General features: G+C 52.9%; 19 protein-coding genes. 11 read left to right on the top strand and 8 right to left on the bottom strand.

The features are described 5' to 3' along the window. The first annotated feature begins 68 nt into the window (after positions 1-68). A complete protein-coding gene (locus tag ACAN56_RS09355; RefSeq protein ID WP_379142241.1) occupies positions 69-2,396 on the top strand; it encodes a heavy metal translocating P-type ATPase in 2,328 nt (775 codons plus the stop codon). Positions 2,397-2,815: 419 nt separating this feature from the next. Continuing rightward, entirely contained in the window at positions 2,816-4,846 is a 2,031-nt protein-coding gene (locus ACAN56_RS09360) for a methyl-accepting chemotaxis protein (RefSeq protein WP_379142242.1), read from the top strand. Between the two features lie 173 nt (positions 4,847-5,019). Here ACAN56_RS09360 and ACAN56_RS09365 read toward each other — a convergent pair whose 3' ends face one another. The 3 genes from ACAN56_RS09365 to ACAN56_RS09375 all read right to left on the bottom strand — a co-directional run bounded on the left by ACAN56_RS09365 (position 5,020) and on the right by ACAN56_RS09375 (position 7,245). After that, positions 5,020-5,982 carry an L-lactate dehydrogenase gene (locus ACAN56_RS09365; RefSeq protein ID WP_340895204.1) on the bottom strand — a complete coding sequence of 321 codons (963 nt, stop codon included), beginning with the start codon at positions 5,980-5,982 and terminating at the stop codon, positions 5,020-5,022. Between the two features lie 289 nt (positions 5,983-6,271). Beyond that, the gene (locus ACAN56_RS09370; protein WP_038585185.1) at positions 6,272-6,778 is read right to left on the bottom strand and encodes a CcdC family protein; all 507 of its coding nucleotides are present in this window, start codon (positions 6,776-6,778) and stop codon (positions 6,272-6,274) included. A 206-nt stretch (positions 6,779-6,984) separates the two neighbouring features. Next, positions 6,985-7,245: a GlsB/YeaQ/YmgE family stress response membrane protein gene (locus tag ACAN56_RS09375; protein ID WP_038585188.1), complete on the bottom strand. Its 261-nt coding sequence runs from the start codon at positions 7,243-7,245 to the stop codon at positions 6,985-6,987. 318 nt (positions 7,246-7,563) lie between these two features. On the opposite strand from ACAN56_RS09375, the gene ACAN56_RS09380 reads away from it, so the two are divergent. Then, positions 7,564-8,613 (top strand): lactonase family protein, encoded by a 1,050-nt coding sequence (locus tag ACAN56_RS09380; protein ID WP_379142246.1) that lies wholly within the window; start codon positions 7,564-7,566, stop codon positions 8,611-8,613. A gap of 112 nt (positions 8,614-8,725) precedes the next feature. On the opposite strand, the gene ACAN56_RS09385 is transcribed toward ACAN56_RS09380, so the two are convergent. Both ACAN56_RS09385 and ACAN56_RS09390 read right to left on the bottom strand, forming a co-directional pair. Further along, positions 8,726-11,002: an alpha/beta hydrolase gene (locus ACAN56_RS09385; RefSeq protein WP_379142248.1), complete on the bottom strand. Its 2,277-nt coding sequence runs from the start codon at positions 11,000-11,002 to the stop codon at positions 8,726-8,728. Between the two features lie 70 nt (positions 11,003-11,072). After that, the gene (locus ACAN56_RS09390) at positions 11,073-11,324 is read right to left on the bottom strand and encodes a hypothetical protein (RefSeq protein ID WP_038585195.1); all 252 of its coding nucleotides are present in this window, start codon (positions 11,322-11,324) and stop codon (positions 11,073-11,075) included. A 94-nt stretch (positions 11,325-11,418) separates the two neighbouring features. Here ACAN56_RS09390 and ACAN56_RS09395 point away from each other — a divergent pair, with 94 nt between their 5' ends. The 4 genes from ACAN56_RS09395 to ACAN56_RS09410 all read left to right on the top strand — a co-directional run bounded on the left by ACAN56_RS09395 (position 11,419) and on the right by ACAN56_RS09410 (position 14,870). After that, the gene (locus ACAN56_RS09395) at positions 11,419-12,534 is read left to right on the top strand and encodes a sulfate ABC transporter substrate-binding protein (protein ID WP_379142252.1); all 1,116 of its coding nucleotides are present in this window, start codon (positions 11,419-11,421) and stop codon (positions 12,532-12,534) included. 145 nt (positions 12,535-12,679) lie between these two features. Next, a complete protein-coding gene (cysT, locus tag ACAN56_RS09400; RefSeq protein WP_379142255.1) occupies positions 12,680-13,519 on the top strand; it encodes a sulfate ABC transporter permease subunit CysT in 840 nt (279 codons plus the stop codon). 161 nt (positions 13,520-13,680) lie between these two features. Next, positions 13,681-14,544: a sulfate ABC transporter permease subunit CysW gene (gene cysW / locus ACAN56_RS09405; RefSeq protein ID WP_342438105.1), complete on the top strand. Its 864-nt coding sequence runs from the start codon at positions 13,681-13,683 to the stop codon at positions 14,542-14,544. A 104-nt stretch (positions 14,545-14,648) separates the two neighbouring features. Further along, positions 14,649-14,870 carry a YezD family protein gene (locus ACAN56_RS09410; RefSeq protein ID WP_038585204.1) on the top strand — a complete coding sequence of 74 codons (222 nt, stop codon included), beginning with the start codon at positions 14,649-14,651 and terminating at the stop codon, positions 14,868-14,870. Between the two features lie 176 nt (positions 14,871-15,046). On the opposite strand, the gene ACAN56_RS09415 is transcribed toward ACAN56_RS09410, so the two are convergent. After that, positions 15,047-15,355, bottom strand: coding sequence for a hypothetical protein (locus tag ACAN56_RS09415; protein ID WP_379142258.1), 309 nt, complete (start codon positions 15,353-15,355; stop codon positions 15,047-15,049). A gap of 272 nt (positions 15,356-15,627) precedes the next feature. Here ACAN56_RS09415 and ACAN56_RS09420 point away from each other — a divergent pair, with 272 nt between their 5' ends. From ACAN56_RS09420 to ACAN56_RS09430, 3 genes are all read left to right on the top strand, one after another. Next, positions 15,628-16,041, top strand: a complete 414-nt coding sequence (locus tag ACAN56_RS09420) for a GNAT family N-acetyltransferase (protein ID WP_038585211.1) — start codon at positions 15,628-15,630, stop codon at positions 16,039-16,041. Between the two features lie 154 nt (positions 16,042-16,195). Then, positions 16,196-16,828, top strand: a complete 633-nt coding sequence (locus ACAN56_RS09425) for an NAD(P)-dependent oxidoreductase (protein ID WP_379142261.1) — start codon at positions 16,196-16,198, stop codon at positions 16,826-16,828. Between the two features lie 173 nt (positions 16,829-17,001). Further along, entirely contained in the window at positions 17,002-18,783 is a 1,782-nt protein-coding gene (locus ACAN56_RS09430; protein WP_379142263.1) for an NAD(P)H-hydrate dehydratase, read from the top strand. Between the two features lie 84 nt (positions 18,784-18,867). Here the strand turns inward: ACAN56_RS09430 and ACAN56_RS09435 are convergent, their stop codons facing one another. Together ACAN56_RS09435 and ACAN56_RS09440 are read right to left on the bottom strand one after the other, a co-directional pair. After that, a complete protein-coding gene (locus tag ACAN56_RS09435; RefSeq protein WP_038585218.1) occupies positions 18,868-19,323 on the bottom strand; it encodes a hypothetical protein in 456 nt (151 codons plus the stop codon). A gap of 68 nt (positions 19,324-19,391) precedes the next feature. Continuing rightward, positions 19,392-20,291 (bottom strand): SDR family oxidoreductase, encoded by a 900-nt coding sequence (locus tag ACAN56_RS09440; protein ID WP_379142265.1) that lies wholly within the window; start codon positions 20,289-20,291, stop codon positions 19,392-19,394. 167 nt (positions 20,292-20,458) lie between these two features. Between ACAN56_RS09440 and ACAN56_RS09445 the strand changes: the two genes are divergently transcribed. Further along, positions 20,459-21,046, top strand: coding sequence for a DUF4269 domain-containing protein (locus tag ACAN56_RS09445; RefSeq protein ID WP_379142267.1), 588 nt, complete (start codon positions 20,459-20,461; stop codon positions 21,044-21,046). The last annotated feature ends 9 nt before the right edge of the window (positions 21,047-21,055 follow it).

The following is a 21,055-nucleotide window of genomic DNA, read 5'->3' on the forward strand; positions in this document are numbered from 1 at the left end:
TATAATATGTGTAAGTAAACATATGAACAGATACTCATATATAGTTTTTTCCAAGGGAGATGAGTGATTTGAATGCGGTGGAGGGAAACGTAAGACGTCAGTGGGTGCTTGAGGGTCTGGATTGCGCAAATTGCGCCATGAAAATTGAGAACAAGGTGAAAAAGATTGAAGGAGTGTCATCCTGCTCCGTAAATTTCGCCATGAAGATGATGACACTGGAGACTGCCGCAGCTTATGCGGACACGGTATCCGAAGAGGCAAAGCGGACAGTAACTACCCTTGAGCCGCATGTGAAGCTGAAGGAGGTTCAAACTGCCGGTGCAAGAAAGAAGCAACAGGCTGCTGCTGTGAATTCTGCATCCTCAGTAGCACAAGGGCAAGCCCACAGTCATGCCCAACATGAACATCAAGGCCACACTCACGGACATAGCCAGGGAGAGGCCCACGGACACAGTCACACTCATGGCAGTGATGATGCCCATAATCATGATCATGCACAGGATGAAGCTCATGGCCACACCCATAGCCATGAGCACGGGGAAGGGGATACACGCAAAATCCTGCTGCGGCTGGGCGCCGGCGGAATTCTAGCGGCAGCCGGAATGTTCCTGCCGGTCAGCGGATTCCCGGAGCTGTTGATTTTCCTGGCCGCTTATTTTATTGTCGGCGGCGAGGTCGTCTGGTCAGCCGCAAGGAATATTGTCCGCGGCCAAGTGTTCGATGAGAATTTCCTGATGGCACTGGCGACGATCGGGGCTTTCGCCATCGGCGAGTACCCGGAAGGCGTTGCTGTCATGCTCTTTTATCAGGTTGGAGAACTCTTCCAGGGTCTGGCAGTTAACCGTTCCCGCCGCTCCATTACAGCGCTGATGGATATCCGTCCGGAATTTGCCTTTCTCAAGGAAGGGGAGAAGCTGAGAAAAGTATCGCCGGAGGAAGTAGCCGTCGGAGACATCATTGTTATCAAGCCGGGTGAGAAGGTGCCGCTTGACGGAACAATCCTCGAGGGCAGTGCAATGATGGATACGTCCGCGCTTACCGGAGAATCGGTGCCACGCTCGGCTGAGCCGGGCGCTCAGGTGCTGAGCGGCTTTATCAACCGCAACGGTGTGATTACCGTTCAGGTCACTCAAACCTTCGGGGAATCAGCGGTATCCAAAATTCTTGAACTGGTGCAGAATGCTTCCAGCAACAAGGCGAAAACAGAGAATTTCATTACGAAATTTGCCCGGGCCTACACTCCGGTTGTAGTCATTACAGCTTTGCTGCTGGCAGTACTGCCGCCACTGTTTATCAGTGGTGCCACCTTCTCGGATTGGATCTACCGGGCGCTTGTCTTCCTCGTCATTTCCTGCCCCTGCGCGCTGGTCGTCTCCATTCCGCTTGGCTTCTTCGGCGGCATTGGAGCGGCTTCCCGGAATGGCATTCTGGTCAAAGGCAGCAATTATCTTGAGGCACTGAATGATGTGAAGATTGTCGTGTTCGATAAGACGGGAACACTGACGAAAGGGCAGTTCAAAGTTACTGGCATCTTTCCTGCGGAAGGTATTGCCGAGAGTGAGCTGCTGCGGCTTGCCGCTTATGCAGAGAGCCATTCGCCCCATCCTATTGCAGAATCCATCCGGTCGGCTTACGGCGCAGATATTCCGGGTGAAGCTATTGCCGATTACAATGAAATCTCCGGTCATGGCATAGCCGTTACTGTAGAAGGCAGGGCAGTGCTCGCCGGAAATGCCCGGCTCATGGAGCGTGAGGGAATCTCCAGCGGGACTCCTGAGGTGAGCGGAACAATTGTTCATATCGCTGTTGATAAACAATATGCAGGATATCTGGTCATATCTGATGAAGTGAAGGACGACTCCCTTCAGGCGATCCGCAAACTGAAGGCGTTGGGCATCCGCAAGACAGTCATGCTGACAGGTGACGCTTCATCGGTAGCGGAGGCTGTCGGGCGCCAGCTGGGAATTGATGAAATTCATGCCGAGCTTCTGCCGCAGCATAAAGTGGAAGCTGTCGAAAGATTGGAGAAGGAGAAGTCACAGCGGGAGAAAATTATTTTTGTCGGCGACGGAATCAACGATACCCCTGTGCTGGCGAGGGCAGATGTGGGCATTGCAATGGGCGGACTTGGCTCGGATGCAGCGATTGAAGCGGCGGATATTGTCATTATGACCGACGAACCGTCGAAGATTGCGGAAGCCATCGGAATAGCCAAGCGGACGCGGAGCATTGTCTGGCAGAATATAATTTTTGCCCTGGCCGTCAAGGCGATCTTTCTGCTGCTGGGTGCATTCGGGATTGCTACAATGTGGGAGGCGGTATTCTCGGATGTGGGTGTAACCGTACTCGCTGTGCTGAACAGTATCAGGGCGCTGCAGGTGCCTAAAACAGAATGAATGTCATAGGAATGGAAGTGACGGAGGGGAAGTTTGGAACTGTAGGAGCGATAGCGACCGCCTGAAAGCTTTCCGCAGGAAAGCTCGCTTCGGAAGCATAACCAGTCTACGGATTTCAACCGCAAACAGCGGAATAAATTCAAGAAATCTGTAGACAACAGCAGCCGGAAGTCCAAACATTCACCGCAGTTGCGTTCTATGCCGGCCCGGTAAATTTAAGTTCAACTTGTATAGCTTGAAAATTATGTGAAAAAACATGAAAATAGTATGAAAAAGTAAGCTCTTTAGATTCCATATTGTGGGACTAAGGGCTTATTTTTTGTCGTGAATATAATGATTTATGTCTGTTTTTGCCGATATATTAGTATACATTTACAGCAATTGGAAAACTGTATCTAGTACTGCTAGGAGGACTTAAGGTGGAAGAGACAGAAATGAAGCAGAAAAAAATGAAAATGAAAGCAAAGAAAAGAAAGCCAGTATCCGTGCAGACGAAATGGTCGCTTGTGATTCTTGCCATTTCCATCGTGCCTTTGCTGGGAGCTACCATCTTTTTTATGCAGTATTTCGGCGGTGTAACCAAGTCGGATAGTCAAGAGCTGGCGGAAAGTACTCTGAACATGAATAGTTCCCAGCTCGGGAAATGGCTGGAGTCCAAAACCTCTGCGGTGCAGGAACTGATCGCTATGCATCCCGAGTTCGATACGGCAGTGCCGGAGAGCATTTTTCCGGTAATCAGTGTGCTCGAAGACAGTGACACTCAGTCTGAAGGCTATAGCGTTATCAGTAAAGAAGGCAAACTCAGCAATATGATGGGGATGACGGCGGATTCGGGTGCCTCCCCGTATTTCTTGGAGGCCAAGGAGACACATAAACCGTCAATAGCTGATATGACTTTTCTGGAACAGCTAAATAAACATATCATTACGATTATGGTCCCGATTATGGATAAGAATAACCAGTTTAACGGCGGTATTGCCTTTTCGGTTACACCGGAGATAATGATGGAAATGGCCAAAAATATCAAGGTGGGAGAAACCGGGTACGGATTTATAGTTTCAGGGGAAGGGAACTATTATGCATCCTCTGATCCGAGCAAGATCGGAAAAAATATTGCGGATTATGCAGAGAAACCCGGGACGCAAAATGCGGTTAAAAGTATATTGAGCAAGCCTAACGGTTCGGTAACCTATAAGGGCGAAGAGGGCGAAGCTCTTATTACATATTTCAAAACCATCCCTGGCACCGATTGGAAGCTGCTGATTAATGTTCCCAAAAGCGAAGTTTACGCTAAAGTGAATTCGGCCCAGACCTTGACGACAATTTTTGTAGTCATCGTTATTTTGCTTGTCGTGGTATTGTCCCTCTATCTTACCCGGAAGATTGTTAAGCCGATTGTCGCTATTTCGGAAGTGATGAAAAGGGTGGCAGACGGACGGCTGAATGAGCGGGTGGCTGTTAGCTCAGAGGATGAAATTGGCCAGATGAGCCGGAGTATTAATCATATGATTGAATCCCTGTCCGGAATTGTCAGCAAGATCGATACAACCGTAGTGGAGGTAGCGGTATCTGCGGAAGGTCTGCTGGATTACGCCACTCAGTCCTCCAACACTTCGGCAGAGATTGCAGAGGTGATTCAGGAAGTGGCTCAGGGAATGGAGGAGCAGTTCAGAGGTTCAGAGCAGTCCGCACGGGCTACGGAAGAGATGGCGGTAGGCTTGCAAAGGATTGCTGAATCCTCCGTGAGTGTATCTGATCAGGCGGAGTCCGTAAGTATGGAGGTCGAGAACGGCTATCATGAGATCAAGGCGACTTTTGAACAGATGAAGGTAATCAGTTCTACTGCGGGCCAGACTGCTGAACTCATCGGCACACTGACACAGCAATCGGAACAAATCGGGCAAATCGTCGATGTGATTTCAGAGATATCCAACCAGACTGGGCTGCTGTCCTTGAATGCTTCCATCGAGGCAGCCAGAGCGGGTGAGCATGGACGGGGCTTCGGAGTGGTAGCGAATGAAGTGAAGAAGCTGGCCGAGCGTACCAATACAGCGATTGTGCATATTGTTGAATTAATCAGACAAATTCAGAATTCGACAACGAATGCCGCAGTATCCATGGAGAAGAGCATTTCCGAAATCGGCGATGGTATGGACAAGATGACGAAAGTTGGGGCTGCCTTTGACCATATCCGTTCCTCCATCCGTGAGGTTTCGGTGCAGATCCAGGACGTATCCGCTATTAATGAAGAGATGTCTGCAGGCACGGAAGAAATTACGGCATCCGTTTCCGATATGATGACTATCGCCAAGAATTCCGCGGACAACGCCCAGGCGGTCGCTGAGGCCTCGACAGATCAGAAGAAGCTAATGAAGCAGGTAGTCAATTCTGCGGAATCACTGAATCTGATGATGTCCGAGCTGAAAGAAGAGATCGAAAAATTCCGTTAATCAGCAGATAAAATAAGAACAGCCCCCGGCTTCGCGCGTTGCAGCGCGGCAGCCGGGGGCTGTTTCGTTAAAATATAAGAATTTATATGCTTCACGCTATAAATTATCCTTCTATTTCTCGCTGAAACGGATACCGTCCTTTTGAGGACGGCGAAGCCGTTTCCACTTGAGAATTAAACCTTCTCTTCCAGGTGCAGGCTTTCGATGCCGGATCGGATGATGCCGCATGAAGCATCAAACTTCGCATACTCCTGATCACTGAGATTCAGCTCCAGCAGTTCCTGAATGCCGCCCCCGCCGATAATGGCAGGAGCTCCGGCGCATACATTCTTTTGCCCGTACTCCCCGTCCAGAATCGCCGAGACGGCAATGATTTTGTGTTCATCATTCAGGATGGAGCGCGTGATATAAGCCAGAGCACTGCCGATGCCAAAATGCGTGGAGCCTTTGCGTGTGAAGATCTCCCAGCCGGCATCCTTCGTTTTGCGGGCGAGATCCTCCAGATCCAGATCCCTGAACCGCTCGCGGTGCTGCTCCATAATCTGCAGAAGCGGTTTGCCGCCGATCGTTACATGCGACCAGGCAACAAACTGCGATTCTCCATGTTCGCCGAGTGCATAGCCGTTCACACTGCGGGGATCAATGGAGAATACTTCCGACAGCAGCGTCTTCAGCCGCGATGAATCAATAGAGGTGCCGGTGCCGATAATGCGGTGGCGCGGCAGTCCGGAGATTTTCCATACCATATAGGTGACAATATCAACCGGATTGGCGGCAATTACAAAGATACCGTCGAATCCGCCAGCCATAATTTCCGTAATAATAGACTTGGTTATAACCGCAGCATCATCCAGGACATCAAGTCTGGTCTGACCCGGTTTGGGATTGGCCCCGGCAGTCAGGATAACGACATCCATTCCGCCGCAATCGCTAGCGGTACCGGCATATACTTTGGTGCGTGTTCCTGTGAAATCCATGCAGTGCGAGAGGTCAAGCGCTTGTGCCATGGCCCAGTCATAGGTGCGGTCGACCATCATGATCTCATCGCATATCGCTTGGTTGACCATGGAATAGGCACAGCTGGAGCCCACATTACCGGAGCCGACGATCGCCACTTTTCTCGATTTTGTTTTCAATTGCCTTATCCTCGCTCTCTAAAAAATAATACGTTTCCTATTCCTTGGTGAAGTATGCTTATATTTTAACTGATCTGATTGCAAGTTACCTGACATGAAGGTGAAAAAGCGTGTTTTGACCGAACATTTTTTGCCACAAATGACATGAAAGGTTAGGAATGACTGGGCGGAGTTATAGAATATTCTATGCTTGTAGCGTGAAGGTGGACTTCCGGAAATAAAAAAAAGAGCATTCGTGCGGCCCTAAGGGTCAATGAAATGCTCTTTTTACTCATTTGATGCTTCATTCTTATCCGCGGGGCTGGGGAATAGGTGCCTTCGGCAGAGCCATTCGGGTATAGCGCTTATACATGTACACCCTCCAGTGGAGGATCATGCCAAAGGCCAGAATGAAAAATAATCCGCCTGACTGCGGTATGGATACATATCGGTTGATAAACTCATGAAGCACTGTGCGGATTAGCAGTAATCCGAGCAGAATGAAGGCGAAACTCTTGGAACGCTGGGCGTAGATCAGCCCGTCCCGTTCTTCAAAGACTGTGCTGCGCATTAGCGGATAGGCGAAAATGAACCAGCCGATCAGGAAAGCCGTAACTGCCCACCACCAGGGAAACCGGACCTCTGGTACAACGAACATGGCAAAACCTGTGGACATGCCGAGCGGCGGTATCCATATTTTACGGAGGGTTACCGGTCTCGCACTTGCCTTCAGGCGGATAAAAATAACCATCAGCGCCATAAACACGGCCCCCAGTGTGGAGCCCACATGCAGAAGCGAGGGGTTAATATTGCCCATGATTCACTTTCCTCTCTGTGATTTGTGTCACTATTTCTCCATTATAGCAGAAATTCTGTGATGTTCAGAATCGCAGCTGAAACTAAAATTCAAGCGGGTTTGCTGAGGATCTCTGATCGTCCAGACACAATAAACCCGCCAGGGTGACCCTGGCGGGTTGTGTCCAAATGTTCAACTCATCTGGTCAGCTTCGATCGCCGGCAAGCTTAAGAACGGCTGCGTCCACCGACCGAACGGAGGATCAGGCTGACGATAAAGATCAGGACAATGGCACCAATCAATGAAGGGAAGACGTAGAAATCACTGATTTTTGGTCCCCAGCTTCCGAGCAGCATGCCACCGAGCCATGAACCCAGAACACCGGCAATAATGTTGCCGATAATGCCCCCAGGAATATCTCTGCCCATGATCAGACCTGCCAACCAACCAATTACTCCGCCTACAATTAACATCCATAATAAACTCATTATGCTTCAGCTCCTTTGTGTTTGTTATCTTCGATGGTTACTATTAACCTCAAGCGGAACGTTTAAACCATGTGTAAAATATTGCCTTGCTGCTTATTATCAGTATTCAAGTATGCCCCAAAAGATGCTGTTTAATCCGCATAATGTGTTGGGTATATAAACATGTTATAGTGAAAATGAAGCGCGGATATGAGTGAACAGGGTGCTTTGCAGGGTATATAAGAAGTAAGGGAATACACCTGCAAACGATGGCTCCGAAAGCGGGTCTGCCGGGGTCAAGCAAGATACGCTGCTATTACACTAAAAGGAGACGCTGCTATGCAACAGCCTAATGAAGTACTATTTTATGTAGGGACTTATAATAGCAAGGAAGAGGATGCTATTCTGCTGGGGGCTTTGAACAAGGATACAGGGGAAATGAGAGTTCTGAACGGTACTAAGGGCATTGAGAATCCATCTTATCTGGCTGTAAACCGTGCGGGAACTGTTCTATATGCAGTCAGCGAACAGGATGAGGGCGAAATTCATGCCTTTACCATTGAAGCCGGAACCAAAGCCTTGCACCCGCTAGGCGGCAGAAGTACAGAAGGCGGTGCCCCCTGTTATGTCTCCATTCATCCGCAAGGGGATTACATATATGTCGCCAATTACACGGGCGGCAATGTCAACGTGTTCCCTGTGGGCGGGGACGGTTCTCTCCAAGAGATGTCGGCCCAGGTCCGGCATGAAGGCTCAGGGATTCGCACAGACCGCCAGGAAGCGCCGCATCCCCATTCGGTAATTCCCGATAGTACCGGCGGGCGGGTGCTGGTCTGCGATCTGGGTCTCGATCAGGTTCTGCTGTACCGTGTGCAGGACGGCAAGCTGATTACACATCGTGAAGTGGATCTGCCTCCCGGTTCGGGGCCGCGCCACCTGGCCTATCACCCCACGGAACAATGGTTATATCTGATCAATGAGCTGAACAGCACCATTACGGTATTTGCAAGCGACGAACAGCAGGGGAACCTGAGAGTACTCCAGAGTGTCAGCTCACTGCCGGAGCAGTACACAGCGGGCAGTGATGATACGGCTGCTGACATTCATGTTTCTCCTTGCGGACGGTTCCTTTATGCCTCTAACCGCGGGCATGACAGTATCGCCCTATTCCTTATAGATGCAGCTACAGGTCTGCTTGAACCGGCGGACTGGGTCAATTCGGGCGGCCGGACGCCGCGCAACTTTGCTATTATGGGGGGAATGCTGCTCGCTGCCAATCAGAACAGCGGCAATATCGTCTCGTTTAGAATCGACTGTGAGAGTGGCAGGCTGATTCCTACCGGTAATGAACTGGAAGTTCCTTCACCGGTCTGTATAAAAGCCCTGTAACAAGAAACAAGAAGGAATTGTAATAGGTATAATAGGATAAGGGCCTCTCCCTTCGCTGTTAATCAGCAAAAGGGAGAGGCCCTATTTAGTGCAACCCATTGATTTCGCCGGATCAGTTATAAAATCCGATATCGTCGAGCATGATTTTATCGCCTTCTTCCTGCAGATAGAAGGTTATTTCAGTCAGCTTGCCGGGATCAAGTGCAGGCTCTTCCTCCAGGAAGGCTTCAAGCGGCAGCTCGTAGGTCTGGAACACGGCTTCCGAAAGATCACCGTATTTGCCATCGCTCATCCGTTTTTCCAGCCAGGGATTTACCGTGAACTGGGTTTGGGGCAGCGGCAGAACCTCCATCACCTCATCCAGCGGCAGGCGGGCGGCAATGTCATTGCTATCCGTGAGTTCGACCACTACATCAGGCGAGAGGGAAGGCTTAGTATTGTCGGCAGTGCCGGTATCCTCATCCTCATCCTCATCAGCATCAGCGTTGCGGTTAGCCAGGGAAAAGCTCAGGCCTTCTGCATCGGACTCGGCAATATCGTTAGTGACACTATCCTTAAGCGTGATGGTGTAAGCAGCTTCTTCACCGCTCTTGCTGGCACTGCGTTCCAGCAGGATGCCATGTGTTGCTTTGCTCTTCAGCTCACGGTCCCGGGCAACTTCTTCCGTCCAGCTAAGTCCCGTGGCAGCTGCCGTTCCGCCTAGTACTGTGTTCTTGTTGCGGTCTTCGTCAAAAGTGGCTACCGGGATGAATTCTCCGCTCTGAAATCGGCTATAATACGCAGTATCCGGCAGCCACTTCGCTCCGCTGCGGTAATCGCGGAATAGCCCGCGATAGTCAGCCTCTCCATGCAGGGTTGTTTCCAGGAACGCGGCTACATAGACCTTGGCAATTTGCCGCTGCTCGTCTCCGTCCATAATATGCGTTCGGCTGAGGAACAATCCTGCCGGCAATGACTGATCCAAGAGTCCCCAGTCGGTATTGAACTGGCTATGATTGGCATCGGCGATATATAAAGAGCTTTTGAAAGCGGAGGAGCCGCGGGAATAACTAGAACGAATATACTGGCGGTCTCCATAGAAGTCATGTACATCCCCGTCCCGTGCGCCTTGCAGGGTCAGGTAATTGACGTCAATCAGCTTAGCCTGCTGCTCGTCGATTGCCTTATCTGTGGGAGCGAGGGCAATGACCGAGGCTATCGAAAACTTTTTGGCGTCAGCCAGCACGGGATCGCTTTTGAACCAGCGTTCGGCATCGGCAGCCATGGCAACAGCCTGCCCGCCGCGGCTATGGCCGAGCAGGGCGGTCTTGGTGTAATCCACCTTGTGATAGAAAGGGTTGCCGGCCTGCTCGTTGAAGACACCGATCTGCTGGAGATGCTTCAGAATCATCCAGGTCCGCACCTTGAAGTCGTTGTCGGGAATGCCGGACCAGGCTGAATAATTCAGGAAGTTCTCATCCAGGGAGAGCGCGATAAATCCCCGGCTGGCCAGCAGCTGGCCCAAGTAAGTGTAGCCTTCGTCGGAGTAGTCCTCCATCATATGGTTGCCATGAACCATAAGCACAAGCGGGAAGGGGCCTTCACCGTCGGGCATCCAGACACGGGCATTTAACGGGAGCGAGCTGTAGTCGAATCCCCAGAATATAGTCCGCAGCTTGGGCCAGGTTTTGATATAGGCCGAGGCATCCGCAGTGGAGGAGAGAAGACCGACTTCCTTGCCGTATTCAGAACGGTGCAAGTCCTCGCCGCTGCCGTAAGTAAAGCTGCGATAGGTATAGTCACCGGGCTCTCCCGGATTTGCGGCGGGGATATCATCCTCCATCACCGTGGACGCTGCTAACACGGGCATCGCTCCGCCGTAGCTCTTGATGGGCAGGGCTATCGAAGATAAGGCGACAGCAACTGCGAGCAGCAGTCCCGAAACGATCCGCCTGCTGCGCAGCAGGCCAAGTACGAGTCCTCCGAACCCGCCGAATAAGGCGGCAAGAACAGCAACGGCAGCCGCTGCTTCAATCTCCAATTCAGCATAATAGAGGATTAGCAGAACGGCGCCCGCCGCACTCAATATAGAGCCCGTAAATAACCGCGGGATAGGCAGTCCGGTCAATGCCAGCACCAGAGCCAATATGTTAGCTGCCAGAGCGAGGAAGATGGTCCCGGTTCCGGCCGCCAATATAATATCCGCCGGGGCACCCAGGCCGGTGGGGATGCCCAGAATAGCCGCCGTAAATATAAGAACACATATTATCCAAGGACCGGTAAGTGCCATCCTCCATAGTGCTGTATCATAACGGTAAGTTTCCCTAATTCGCTGTGCAAGGCTGCTGCGTATCCTCCGGTGCAGCCGCGGTCTCCCCGGCGCCGGAGCATACTCCAAATCCATTCCCATGATTGTCTCCCCCGACATTTTGCGGTGATTTCCACTCTCTCTTTTTCCCCTATTAGATGTAGCAATCTTATTACTTTAGAGCTTTAATGACAAGTGGATCTTGCAGGAACGGCCGCCACTTGCTGCCGCTCAGCCGGAGAATGTCTGATTGCCGTCTTTTTCTAAAAAAAGGTTTGACAGGGTAAGGAGCTTTCAGTATTATGTCTTTATAACCTACTAAATGGGTAGGAATAATTGAATAATAGTTCTTACCGTACAGACGGAGGAACGCCCGCTTCAGGCTCGCAGATACGTGTCTTTCAGGACCGATTTGACCTGCCATACGTGGGCCTTCCTCCGTCCTTTTTTTGCAAACATTAGCGCATAGAGAGTTCAGCAATCATCTATTTAAGAGAAAATATGGGGGAGTGATTGTGATGAAGAAAGGGATCAAGAAGGGGCTGCTCGCCGGATTTACACTATTGTTGACGGCAGGGCTTACTGCTTGCGGAAGTAATACTAACAATACGAACAACAGCGCAGGTGCAGCAACCGGTACGCCGGAGAGCACCAATGCGGCGGCAACGGCAGAAGCGACCAAAGCACCGTCTAAAAATCCGGTAGAGCTGCTGAATGTATCCTATGATCCTACACGTGAGCTTTATGAGAGCTACAACAAGGCTTTTTCGGCTTATTGGGAGCAGGAAACTGGCCAGAAAGTAACGATCAAGCAGTCCCATGGCGGGTCAGGCAAACAAAGCCGTGCCGTTATTGACGGTCTGGAAGCGGATGTGGTCACGCTGGCGTTAGGATATGACATTGACGCTTTGCAGGAAACAGGACTCATCAATGAAGGCTGGCAAAATAAATTTGAGCTTAACAGCTCGCCCTACACGTCGACTATTGTTTTCCTCGTGCGCAAAGGCAATCCGAAGGGCATAAAGGACTGGCCGGATTTGCTTAAGGAAGGTGTAGAGGTGATTACACCAAATCCGAAAACCTCCGGCGGTGCACGCTGGAACTATCTGGCGGCTTGGGGATATGCGCTCGACCACAACAATAATGACGAAGCCAAAGCACAGGAATTTGTGCAGGAGCTGTTCAAGCATGTGCCGGTACTGGATACCGGGGCGCGTGGTTCTACGACAACCTTTGTGGAACGCGGAATCGGTGATGTGCTGATTGCCTGGGAGAATGAAGCCTATCTGTCCATCAAAGAGCTGGGGCCGGACAAATTTGAAATTGTGAATCCTTCCGAGAGCATTCTGGCTGAACCTCCGGTTGCCGTAGTCGACAAGGTTGTCGATAAAAGAGGGACACGTGAGGTATCCGAGGCTTATCTGAAATATCTCTACACCGAAGAAGGTCAAAAAATAGCTGCAGAGAACTACTACCGCCCCACACTGGAAAGTGTGAAGGAGCAGTTCAAGGACCAATTCCCGGACATCAAGCTGTTTACACTGGCTGATAAATTCGGCACATGGAAAGAAACGCAGGAGAAACATTTCAATGACGGAGGCATTTTCGACAAGATTTATGTACCGGGCAGCTAACAAATCTTACTTTAAGTGCGGGTCATTTATAACTCGCTGCTGGTGATAGAGCCGCAGGATCTGTAAAGATAGGCTTCGGAAAGTTCGTCCCGTTAAGGGTGCTGATCAGCCCATAAGCTGAAGGCAGGAAAGGATGAATACGTAAATGAATGTCACTACTACGGCTGCGGTGCGGCGTAAGGTGCTGCCCGGCTTCGGGCTTACGATGGGCTACAGTGTACTGTATTTGAGTCTCGTTGTCCTGCTGCCGCTTTCGGCGCTGCTCTTCAACTCCACCGGGCTCAGCTGGGCTAAATTCTGGGATGTAGCCACAGACACGCGCGTCCTGGCTTCCTACCGGGTCAGCTTGGGCACTGCGGCAGCGGCAGCTTTGACGAATGCTTTTCTGGGACTGCTGCTGGCATGGGTGCTGGTACGCTATGAGTTTCCGGGAAAAAGAGTATTCGACGCCCTGATCGATCTCCCGTTTGCACTGCCGACAGCCGTAGCGGGTGTCTCGTTGACAGCACTTTACTCACAGAATGGCTGGATCGGCTCCCTGCTGGAGCCGCTCGGCCTGAAGGTTGCCTTCACGCCGCTGGGCATCACGCTTGCGCTGATGTTTATCGGCATTCCGTTTGTTGTCCGCACCGTACAGCCCGTGCTGGAGGATCTGGACAGAGACATGGAAGAAGCCGCCGCGACGCTGGGGGCAGGCCGCTGGCGGACCTTTCTGCGGATTGTGCTGCCGGAGCTGTTCCCTGCGCTGCTCACCGGCTTTGCACTGGCTTTTGCCCGGGGGATCGGAGAATACGGGTCCGTGGTATTCATCTCCGGCAACATGCCGATGAGAACGGAGATTGCCCCGCTGCTCATTATGACCAAGCTGGAGCAATTCGATTATGCCGGAGCCACAGCGGTGGCGCTTCTTCTCCTGCTGATCTCCTTCCTGATGCTGTTCGTGATTAACCTGCTGCAGCGCTGGGCCCGCAAAAGCTCACGGTAAGGGAAGTGCAAAACTTAAGCGTATGCTTGCGAAGCGATTTTTGTCGAAGCCCATTTGGTGAGGTATTGCTCACAAAAATTAAGCGTATGCTTTCGAAGCCAGTTTTGTACGAAGATTAATCAATGCTGCTTATCCTAACAAAACTTTTAGGAGGAATAATTATGGCCGGTACTGTGCCGATGCTCGCTCCAGGGCGGAAGACCAGCGTATCCTCGCCTGCGACGAACGAATCTCCTGCGGTGAAGTGGGTGCTGATTGCCGCCGCCGGGCTGGTGCTGTTCTGGCTGATCGCCCTGCCGCTGATTGTCGTGCTGACAGAAGCGTTGAAGAGGGGCTGGGATGTCTACTGGGCCGCGCTGACTGATCCCGACGCCGCTTCGGCGCTTCGGCTGACACTGCTGGTGGCCGCGATTACCGTCCCGCTGAATACAATCTTTGGCGTGGCGGCCGCCTGGGCAGTGACCAAATTCCGTTTTCGCGGCAAAGGCTTCCTCATTACCTTAATTGATCTGCCATTCGCCGTATCACCGGTCATCGGCGGGCTGATCTTTATTCTGGTCTTCGGCGCGCATGGCTGGTTCGGGTCCTGGCTCAGCGACCATGATATCAAGATCGTATTTGCGCTTCCGGGTATTGTGCTGGCTACGCTGTTTGTGACTTTTCCTTTTGTGGCCCGTGAGCTGATTCCGCTGATGGAAGATCAAGGTACACAGGAGGAAGAAGCTGCGATTACACTGGGGGCGCACGGCTGGCAGATTTTCTGGCGTGTGACACTGCCCAATATTAAATGGGGTTTGCTGTACGGGATTATTCTCTGTAATGCCCGTGCTATGGGCGAGTTCGGCGCGGTATCGGTAGTCTCCGGGCATATCCGCGGAGAAACGAATACGCTGCCGCTGCATGTCGAGATTTTGTATAATGAATATCAATTTTCGGCATCGTTCGCGGTGGCTTCATTGCTGCTGCTGCTCGCCTTGGTAACGATGATCATCAAAAGCTGGTTATTACGAAAAAATGCTCATTGACAGCTCTTTTGATTCCATGCTAAGTTAAATCTTAGTAAACAAGTTGGTAATAACGGGATTCAAGGCGGAGAACATCCCCTGTCCGGGGAAAGGGAGGCTGGAGAATGGTTAAGCCACTGAAAGTGGATGAGGTATGGCTGACGCGGATTGCAGGACTTCTGGATGACATGGAGTTTGGCTCATTGCACATCGTAGTGCATGAAGGTCAGATAGTACAGATGGAGCGTACGGAACGCAAACGTTTCGAGAACAGCACTGCAAATGCACGATATAGTGGAGAGACCGGAAGCCGGCGCACCGATACCCGTTCTGCGGGACGAGGATAGAAGGTATAAAGAAAGACCTCCATCAGTTGAAGGTCTTTCTTTTTTTTGATTTAACTAAGGCTTCCCATTCGTCAAAAGATAATTTGTCAGTAATATGCTTCAGTTCTGCCGGAACCTTGACAGAGCACATCAGTTCCAGGCTATTGCCATCCGGGGCATTAAAAATAAGTATTGCCTTAATAACGCGGTCCCCGACGGGAAGAGGAGAGGCCTTCAAGCAGTAAGACTATCGCCGTGATCACATGCATGATCCAGCCAACGATCGGAATTAGAGCGACTATCGAGGTAATGATACCAATGACGTTGCCGATAAAAGGCCCCCGTTCCTTAAGCATGATTATAACAGCCACTGCGTGCAGCAAAAAGGCGATGCCGAGCGGGACCCATGCATTGGCTACAACGAACACCCCTCCAATGATCGGCAGGGCCAGGAACGCTTCATAAGTGAAAATCCCCCATTTCAATAATTTCCCCAGAGAAGACATGAGTGCTTCACCAATCCTTTCTTTATGATATTGTGAATATTTGGTTTTATCTCTAGGTTACCCCGGGATGCAGGCTGAGAATAATAGTATTGCTTTTCTAAACAATTTATTAGTTCTGTTACGTCAGAATTCCTTCAACGTTTCAAATCTCCGCATGTACCCATTCCGCCAGCCGGTTACCCGGCCTTGCTTGAAATCAATGCTTAAGTATATATTGGTAACAGCATTGCAGATCCTGAGACCGTTAGTAGGAACGAGAAGGGAAGGACCGTATGGATGCAGCAGAAAAAGTAGAAATTAGACATGAATGCCCCTCGGTGGAGCAATATCTGGCGCTGCGGGTTGAGGCAGGACTTAGTCCGATGAGTATAGAGGGGGCTAAGACCGGACTTCCGCGTTCTTGTTATGCAGTATCCCTCTATGAAGAGGACATGCTGGTAGGGATGGGACGCGTCATTGGGGACGGAGGCTGTTTCTTTCAGGTGACGGATATTGCCGTCAAGCCCTCCCGTCAAGGGCGTGGCTTGGGGAAAGTCATTATGGGTGAGATCAGGGCATTCCTGGATACGGTGCCCAATCCGTCGTATGTTAGCCTCATTGCTGACGGAAATGCTTCGAAGCTGTATGATCAGTATGGTTTTGTTCCGGTAATGCCTTATTCGCAAGGGATGTTCTTGCGGCGGTAGCGGGCCGGAATGGAAGATTGTAATCTTATGATAGTGAGGCTGGCCGACCCCCACCTAACGGGGGTCTTTGAATGCTGCTTCTACCCGAAGGGTTTCAGAACGCCACTATGGGATAAATTAGAATTAGGGCTTGAGAAAGCGAGGAAAACTAGAGATGGATGTTGTTGTGCTAGGTGCGTCGGGGACGCTGGGAAAAGCAATTGTACAGGAAGCACTAAAAAGAAAACACGAAGTAACCGCAGCCGTCCGCCATCCGGATTCGCTGCAAATCGAGCATGAGCGGCTGCAGATTGCCACCGTTGATATCCTGAATCCTTCCTCGGTAGCTGCCGTAGTTGGCGGGCACGGGGAGGTCATCAGTGCGTTCGGACCGGATTCCGGGCGGGAAAATGATCTGCTTGGCGCAGCGGATTCGCTGCTGGAGGGGATGCGTGTAGCCGGGGTGGAACGGCTGATGATCGTCGGCGGAGCGGGTAGTCTGAAGACGGAATCGGGAGAGTGGCTGATGGACACGGCTGAATTCCCGGAGGAGCTGCGGCCGCTGGCTGCCGCACATGCCAACGCCTATGAAATCTATAGAGGTTCGGCACTTGATTATACGTATATCAGCCCGCCTGCGGTCATCGTGCCGGGCCGGCGGACAGGCATGTTCCGCATCGGACTGGACCGGCTTATCGTGGATGAAAATGGTGAGAGCAGCATCAGCGTGGAGGATTTTGCCGTGGCGGTCATTGATGAGCTGGAGGAAGGCAATTTCAGCCGGGAGAGATTTACGGTAGCTTATTAGCCGAGCCGGGTACAGAACAGAAGCAGTTGTAAGGCTGACTTGAACTGAACAACAGGACAGATACAGTGCCGGGCGTGGATTCCGGCTATGCGCAAAGGGTAAGACTTATTGCATTTTATGCCGTAAGGCTTACCCTTTATTGCGATGGACATGTAGCGAAAGGGGTGCGAGTCATGGATCTGGTAACTGCTGAGCAGATGCGGCAATTGGACCGCAAAACGATTGAGGGTTTGAGCATTCCGGCGGTTGCGCTGATGGAGAATGCAGGTCGGGCCATCGCCGAGGAGGTTATTGCGCTGTGCCGTAGCAGGCACGGCGGAGGCGCAGGCGGAGAAGACCGGAACGGTGGACGGGCCGGAACGGGAAACGGCTGGGCTGATGCTGTTATAGCGGGGCGCGGCGGCTATATAAACGGGGGACCGGGTGCAGAGAACGGCAGAGACGAGGAACCGGGAGCAGGGCGTGGCAGCGGCAGAGGTGTTGCTGCCATCCAGGGAAGCGGCGGCCCGGGGATTCAGCTGCCGGGATTCACAGTCAGCGGCGATGCTGCGCTGACCCTGGACTCTGCCGAAGCCGAGCACTGGCTGATTCTCGTCGGCAAAGGCAATAACGGCGGCGACGGCCTCGCCGCCGCCAGGCATCTGCGTGAGGCGGGCCTCGCCGTCACGCTGGTGTACGCGGCCGCGCCGGAGTCGCTGGCCGGCGAAGCCGCGCTGCAGCGGGATGCCGCTGCAGCCATGGGCCTGCCCGCCGCCGTCTACGGCGTGGACCGGCCGGACTTTGCCGCATGCAGCGGCATCGTGGATGCGCTGCTCGGCACCGGCAGCGCGGGGGCCCCGCGCGGTGCCTATGCGGAGCTGATTGCCGCCGCGAACGGCAGCGGCAAACCGGTGGTGTCCGCGGACATCCCGAGCGGGCTGAACGCGGACACTGGCGAGCTGCATGAGCCGTGCATTCATGCAGCAGTGACAGTCTGCCTCGCGTTTCTCAAACGCGGGCTGGTGCAATATCCCGGCGCGGGAGCAGCCGGGCATGTGGTGGTCCGCTCCATCGGCATTCCGGCTGCCTTGGCCCGGGAACACGGCGTGCAGGCTTGCCTGCTGACGCCGGAGGTGCTGCGGACACGTCTTCAGATCGACGTGTCGCGCCGCCGCTCGCCCGAAGGCCACAAGGGCACTTACGGGCATGTCCTGCTGGCCGGCGGAAGCCTGGCCATGAGCGGTGCAGGCCTGCTCTCCGCCCGGGCTGCGCTGCGGGCGGGTTGCGGCTTGGTTACCTGGGCACTGCCCGGCGGGCTGCTGCCCTATGTGATCGGTGCCGCCCCTGAAATGATGCTGGCTGCAGCCGGCAGCGCAGAGGATGGCACCTGGAAAGCAGGCACGGCCGCAGAGGTGCTGCGGCTGGGTGCCGGAAAGGAGGTTATCGCCGTTGGTCCTGGCCTTGGCCGGTTCGAGGGCGATACGGATTGGCTCCGCACGATTTGGGAGAGGACGGAAACGCCCCTGGTCATCGATGCCGATGCTTTAAACATCCTGGCTGATGCCGATTACAGCTCCTGGACCCGCCGGGGGCCTGTGATCTTGACGCCGCATCCGGGAGAAATGGCCCGGCTGGCAGGTCTTCCCACGGCAGAAGTGCAGCGCGACCGGATCGGTCTGGCATTGGACTATGCCCGGGAGCATGGCGTGGTGCTTGTGCTGAAAGGGGCGCATACAGTTATTGCAACGCCTGAAGGACAAGCCTATGTAAATGTCACAGGCCATCCGGGTATGGGAACCGGCGGAGCGGGCGATGTGCTGACAGGCATCATTTCCGGACTGCTGGCTCAAGGGCTGAATGCCGTACAGGCTGCGGCTTTTGGCGTGTATCTGCACGGACTGGCCGGAGAACGGGCAGCCCGCCTGCGGCATCATCCGGCGGCATTAATTGCCGGGGATATCATTGAAGCACTCTGATTGCAGGAAGCTGTGTGGAGAAGCCTGATCACACTATCTTGCCGGATGCATGCCGGTCCGGCACCCGGTGCAACTGCCTGCAGGCTAAAGCAGCAGCAGGCAGAGCAGCGGGATGAATAGCGCGAATACAGGAAGCAGCAGCGGCTGCCGCTCGCCGGCTACCTGGGCGAGCCGGAATACCAGGAGTACAGCTATGCCGTAGATGCCGCAGGTCATGGCTTCTCCGCCCTGCTCCGAGGCCAGCCACAGACCTGCGCCAAAGCCGGCAGCCGCATACAGGACCAGTGACGGCCCGAGCGAAGACGAACGGAACATGCGCAGCAGCAGATCTGCCAGCAGTGCCGCCGGCAGTCCATAAGCGTAAATGGCATAAGGCACCGATATCGGCCAGCCTTCCGGCACTCCGCCTTCGTGCGGAAAGAACAGCATCAGCAGGGAGACGAGCATAAAGGTCAGACCGGCGGCGGAGAGTTTCGCCAGTGCGTACATGCCTGCGGATAGGCGGACGGACGGAAGATCGTAATCCTTGATTTTATTCATCCTAAAACTTCCTTTCAGGGTGGGATTAACGCTACTATGGCGGACTTAGGGCCTCTGCCGGAGGCAGCTCAGCTTGTGACCATGTCCCCTCCATTAACATGAATACATGTGCCTGTGACATAAGAAGAATCGGAACTGGCCAGATAGACATAGGCTCCGGCCAATTCATAAGGCTGAGCCGCACGCCGGAGCGGAGTATCCGTTCCGAAGACGCTGACCTCGGCAGCGGAGTAGCTGGAGGAAATGAGCGGTGTCCAGACCGGCCCGGGGGCGACACTGTTGACACGGATTCCGGTATCAGCGAGCGAAAGGGCAAGAGAGCGTGTAAAGGTGACGATGGCACCTTTGGTGGTTGAATAATCGATGAGCTCTTTGTGGCCCTGGTAAGCGGTGATTGAGGCAGTGTTTATGATGGAGCTGCCTTTTTTCAAATGTGGAAGTGCGGCCTGTGTCAGGTAAAAGAACGGAATAATGTTGGTATGAAAGGTCTGGAGCAGCTGTTCTTCTGAAATATCGAGAATGCTCTTCTGCGGATACTGCACGCCATGGTTATTGACGAGGATATCCAGCTTGCCAAAGGTCTGTACTGTCTGCTCTACGGCATGGAAGCAGTTTTGCTTATGCCGCAAATCAGTTTCGATCCGCAGGCAACGGCGGCCCAATTGTTCAATGCGCTGCTGTGTGACTTCGGCATCCGAGGCTTCGTACAGATAGGCAATGGCTACATCAGCCCCTTCCCTGGCAAATGCGATGGCCGCCGCCTTGCCGATGCCGCTGTCCCCTCCGGTAATCAGCGCCACCTTGCCTTCCAGCTTTCGGCTGCCGAAGCTCTCAGGATTTTCGCTGATCGGGCGGGGGTTCATCAGACTTTCAAGGCCCGGCTGGCGGTTCTGATGCTGCGGCGGAAAGGCAATGGGCTGCTTGCAGCATACCGTCTGTTCCCCATAATAGGGGTAAGTGGGATTCATATCGCGGTTATCCTCCTTGGATGCTGTCATTCGTATATTTTTATGCATGCGCCCAGGAAAGCGTGCGCTTCCGCAGTGTGAATCCGGCATTTGAAGCGGGCAATGATCAGGGGGACAAATCTTGCATTCTATGAAAAAAATTATGATATATTACCTGGGAGGAACGTATGGCGGATCGTGTGAACTGGTTCAATATTGCCTATTTGCAGCAGGGCACGGTACTTCAACGAGAGGTATACAATCTGCTTCAGGAACTGCGGATTATGGAGCTTCTTGCGGACTATGAACCGCTGCTTGCAGGTACGATACCTCTGGGAATTCAAGTGGAAGGCAGCGATCTCGATCTGATCTGCGAGGTACATGACCCCATGCGCTTTACCGCCAAGGTTCACGGTTATTTCGGGCATTGGACCGGATATTCCGCCGTAACCCGGGTGGTTGGGGGAATAACACGCACCAAGATTAATTTTCATGCCGGAGGCTGGCCGATTGAATTGTTCGGGCAAGCCAAGCCAGCGCGGCAGCAGAACGCTTGGCTGCATATGCTGGTAGAGGGGCGGATATTGGATCTGCTGGGGGAAAGTTTCCGCGAAGAAATTATTTTGCTGAAGTCAGGCGGAATGAAGACGGAACCGGCTTTTGCGAGACTGCTGAAGCTGGAAGGCGATCCTTATGAGGTGCTGCTGGACCTTGGCGGGCTTCGTCAAGAGGAGCTGGAACACATGTGCAAGAAGGCTTATCCCTACATACAATGAACAATGGAA

Source organism: Paenibacillus paludis (assembly GCF_042610515.1).
Lineage (GTDB): Bacteria > Bacillota > Bacilli > Paenibacillales > Paenibacillaceae > Paenibacillus_AQ.

Bases quoted from the DNA above. Each gene is read 5' to 3' on its own strand.
- ACAN56_RS09370 (WP_038585185.1), bottom strand. From the start codon at position 6,778: ATGGGCAATATTAACCCCTCGCTTCTGCATGTGGGCTCCACACTGGGG.
- ACAN56_RS09375 (WP_038585188.1), bottom strand. From the start codon at position 7,245: ATGAGTTTATTATGGATGTTAATTGTAGGCGGAGTAATTGGTTGGTTG.
- ACAN56_RS09380 (WP_379142246.1), top strand. From the start codon at position 7,564: ATGCAACAGCCTAATGAAGTACTATTTTATGTAGGGACTTATAATAGC.
- ACAN56_RS09385 (WP_379142248.1), bottom strand. From the start codon at position 11,002: ATGGGAATGGATTTGGAGTATGCTCCGGCGCCGGGGAGACCGCGGCTG.
- ACAN56_RS09390 (WP_038585195.1), bottom strand. From the start codon at position 11,324: ATGGCAGGTCAAATCGGTCCTGAAAGACACGTATCTGCGAGCCTGAAG.
- ACAN56_RS09395 (WP_379142252.1), top strand. From the start codon at position 11,419: ATGAAGAAAGGGATCAAGAAGGGGCTGCTCGCCGGATTTACACTATTG.
- cysT (WP_379142255.1), top strand. From the start codon at position 12,680: ATGAATGTCACTACTACGGCTGCGGTGCGGCGTAAGGTGCTGCCCGGC.
- cysW (WP_342438105.1), top strand. From the start codon at position 13,681: ATGGCCGGTACTGTGCCGATGCTCGCTCCAGGGCGGAAGACCAGCGTA.
- ACAN56_RS09410 (WP_038585204.1), top strand. From the start codon at position 14,649: ATGGTTAAGCCACTGAAAGTGGATGAGGTATGGCTGACGCGGATTGCA.
- ACAN56_RS09415 (WP_379142258.1), bottom strand. From the start codon at position 15,355: ATGTCTTCTCTGGGGAAATTATTGAAATGGGGGATTTTCACTTATGAA.
- ACAN56_RS09420 (WP_038585211.1), top strand. From the start codon at position 15,628: ATGGATGCAGCAGAAAAAGTAGAAATTAGACATGAATGCCCCTCGGTG.
- ACAN56_RS09425 (WP_379142261.1), top strand. From the start codon at position 16,196: ATGGATGTTGTTGTGCTAGGTGCGTCGGGGACGCTGGGAAAAGCAATT.
- ACAN56_RS09430 (WP_379142263.1), top strand. From the start codon at position 17,002: ATGGATCTGGTAACTGCTGAGCAGATGCGGCAATTGGACCGCAAAACG.
- ACAN56_RS09435 (WP_038585218.1), bottom strand. From the start codon at position 19,323: ATGAATAAAATCAAGGATTACGATCTTCCGTCCGTCCGCCTATCCGCA.
- ACAN56_RS09440 (WP_379142265.1), bottom strand. From the start codon at position 20,291: ATGAATCCCACTTACCCCTATTATGGGGAACAGACGGTATGCTGCAAG.
- ACAN56_RS09445 (WP_379142267.1), top strand. From the start codon at position 20,459: ATGGCGGATCGTGTGAACTGGTTCAATATTGCCTATTTGCAGCAGGGC.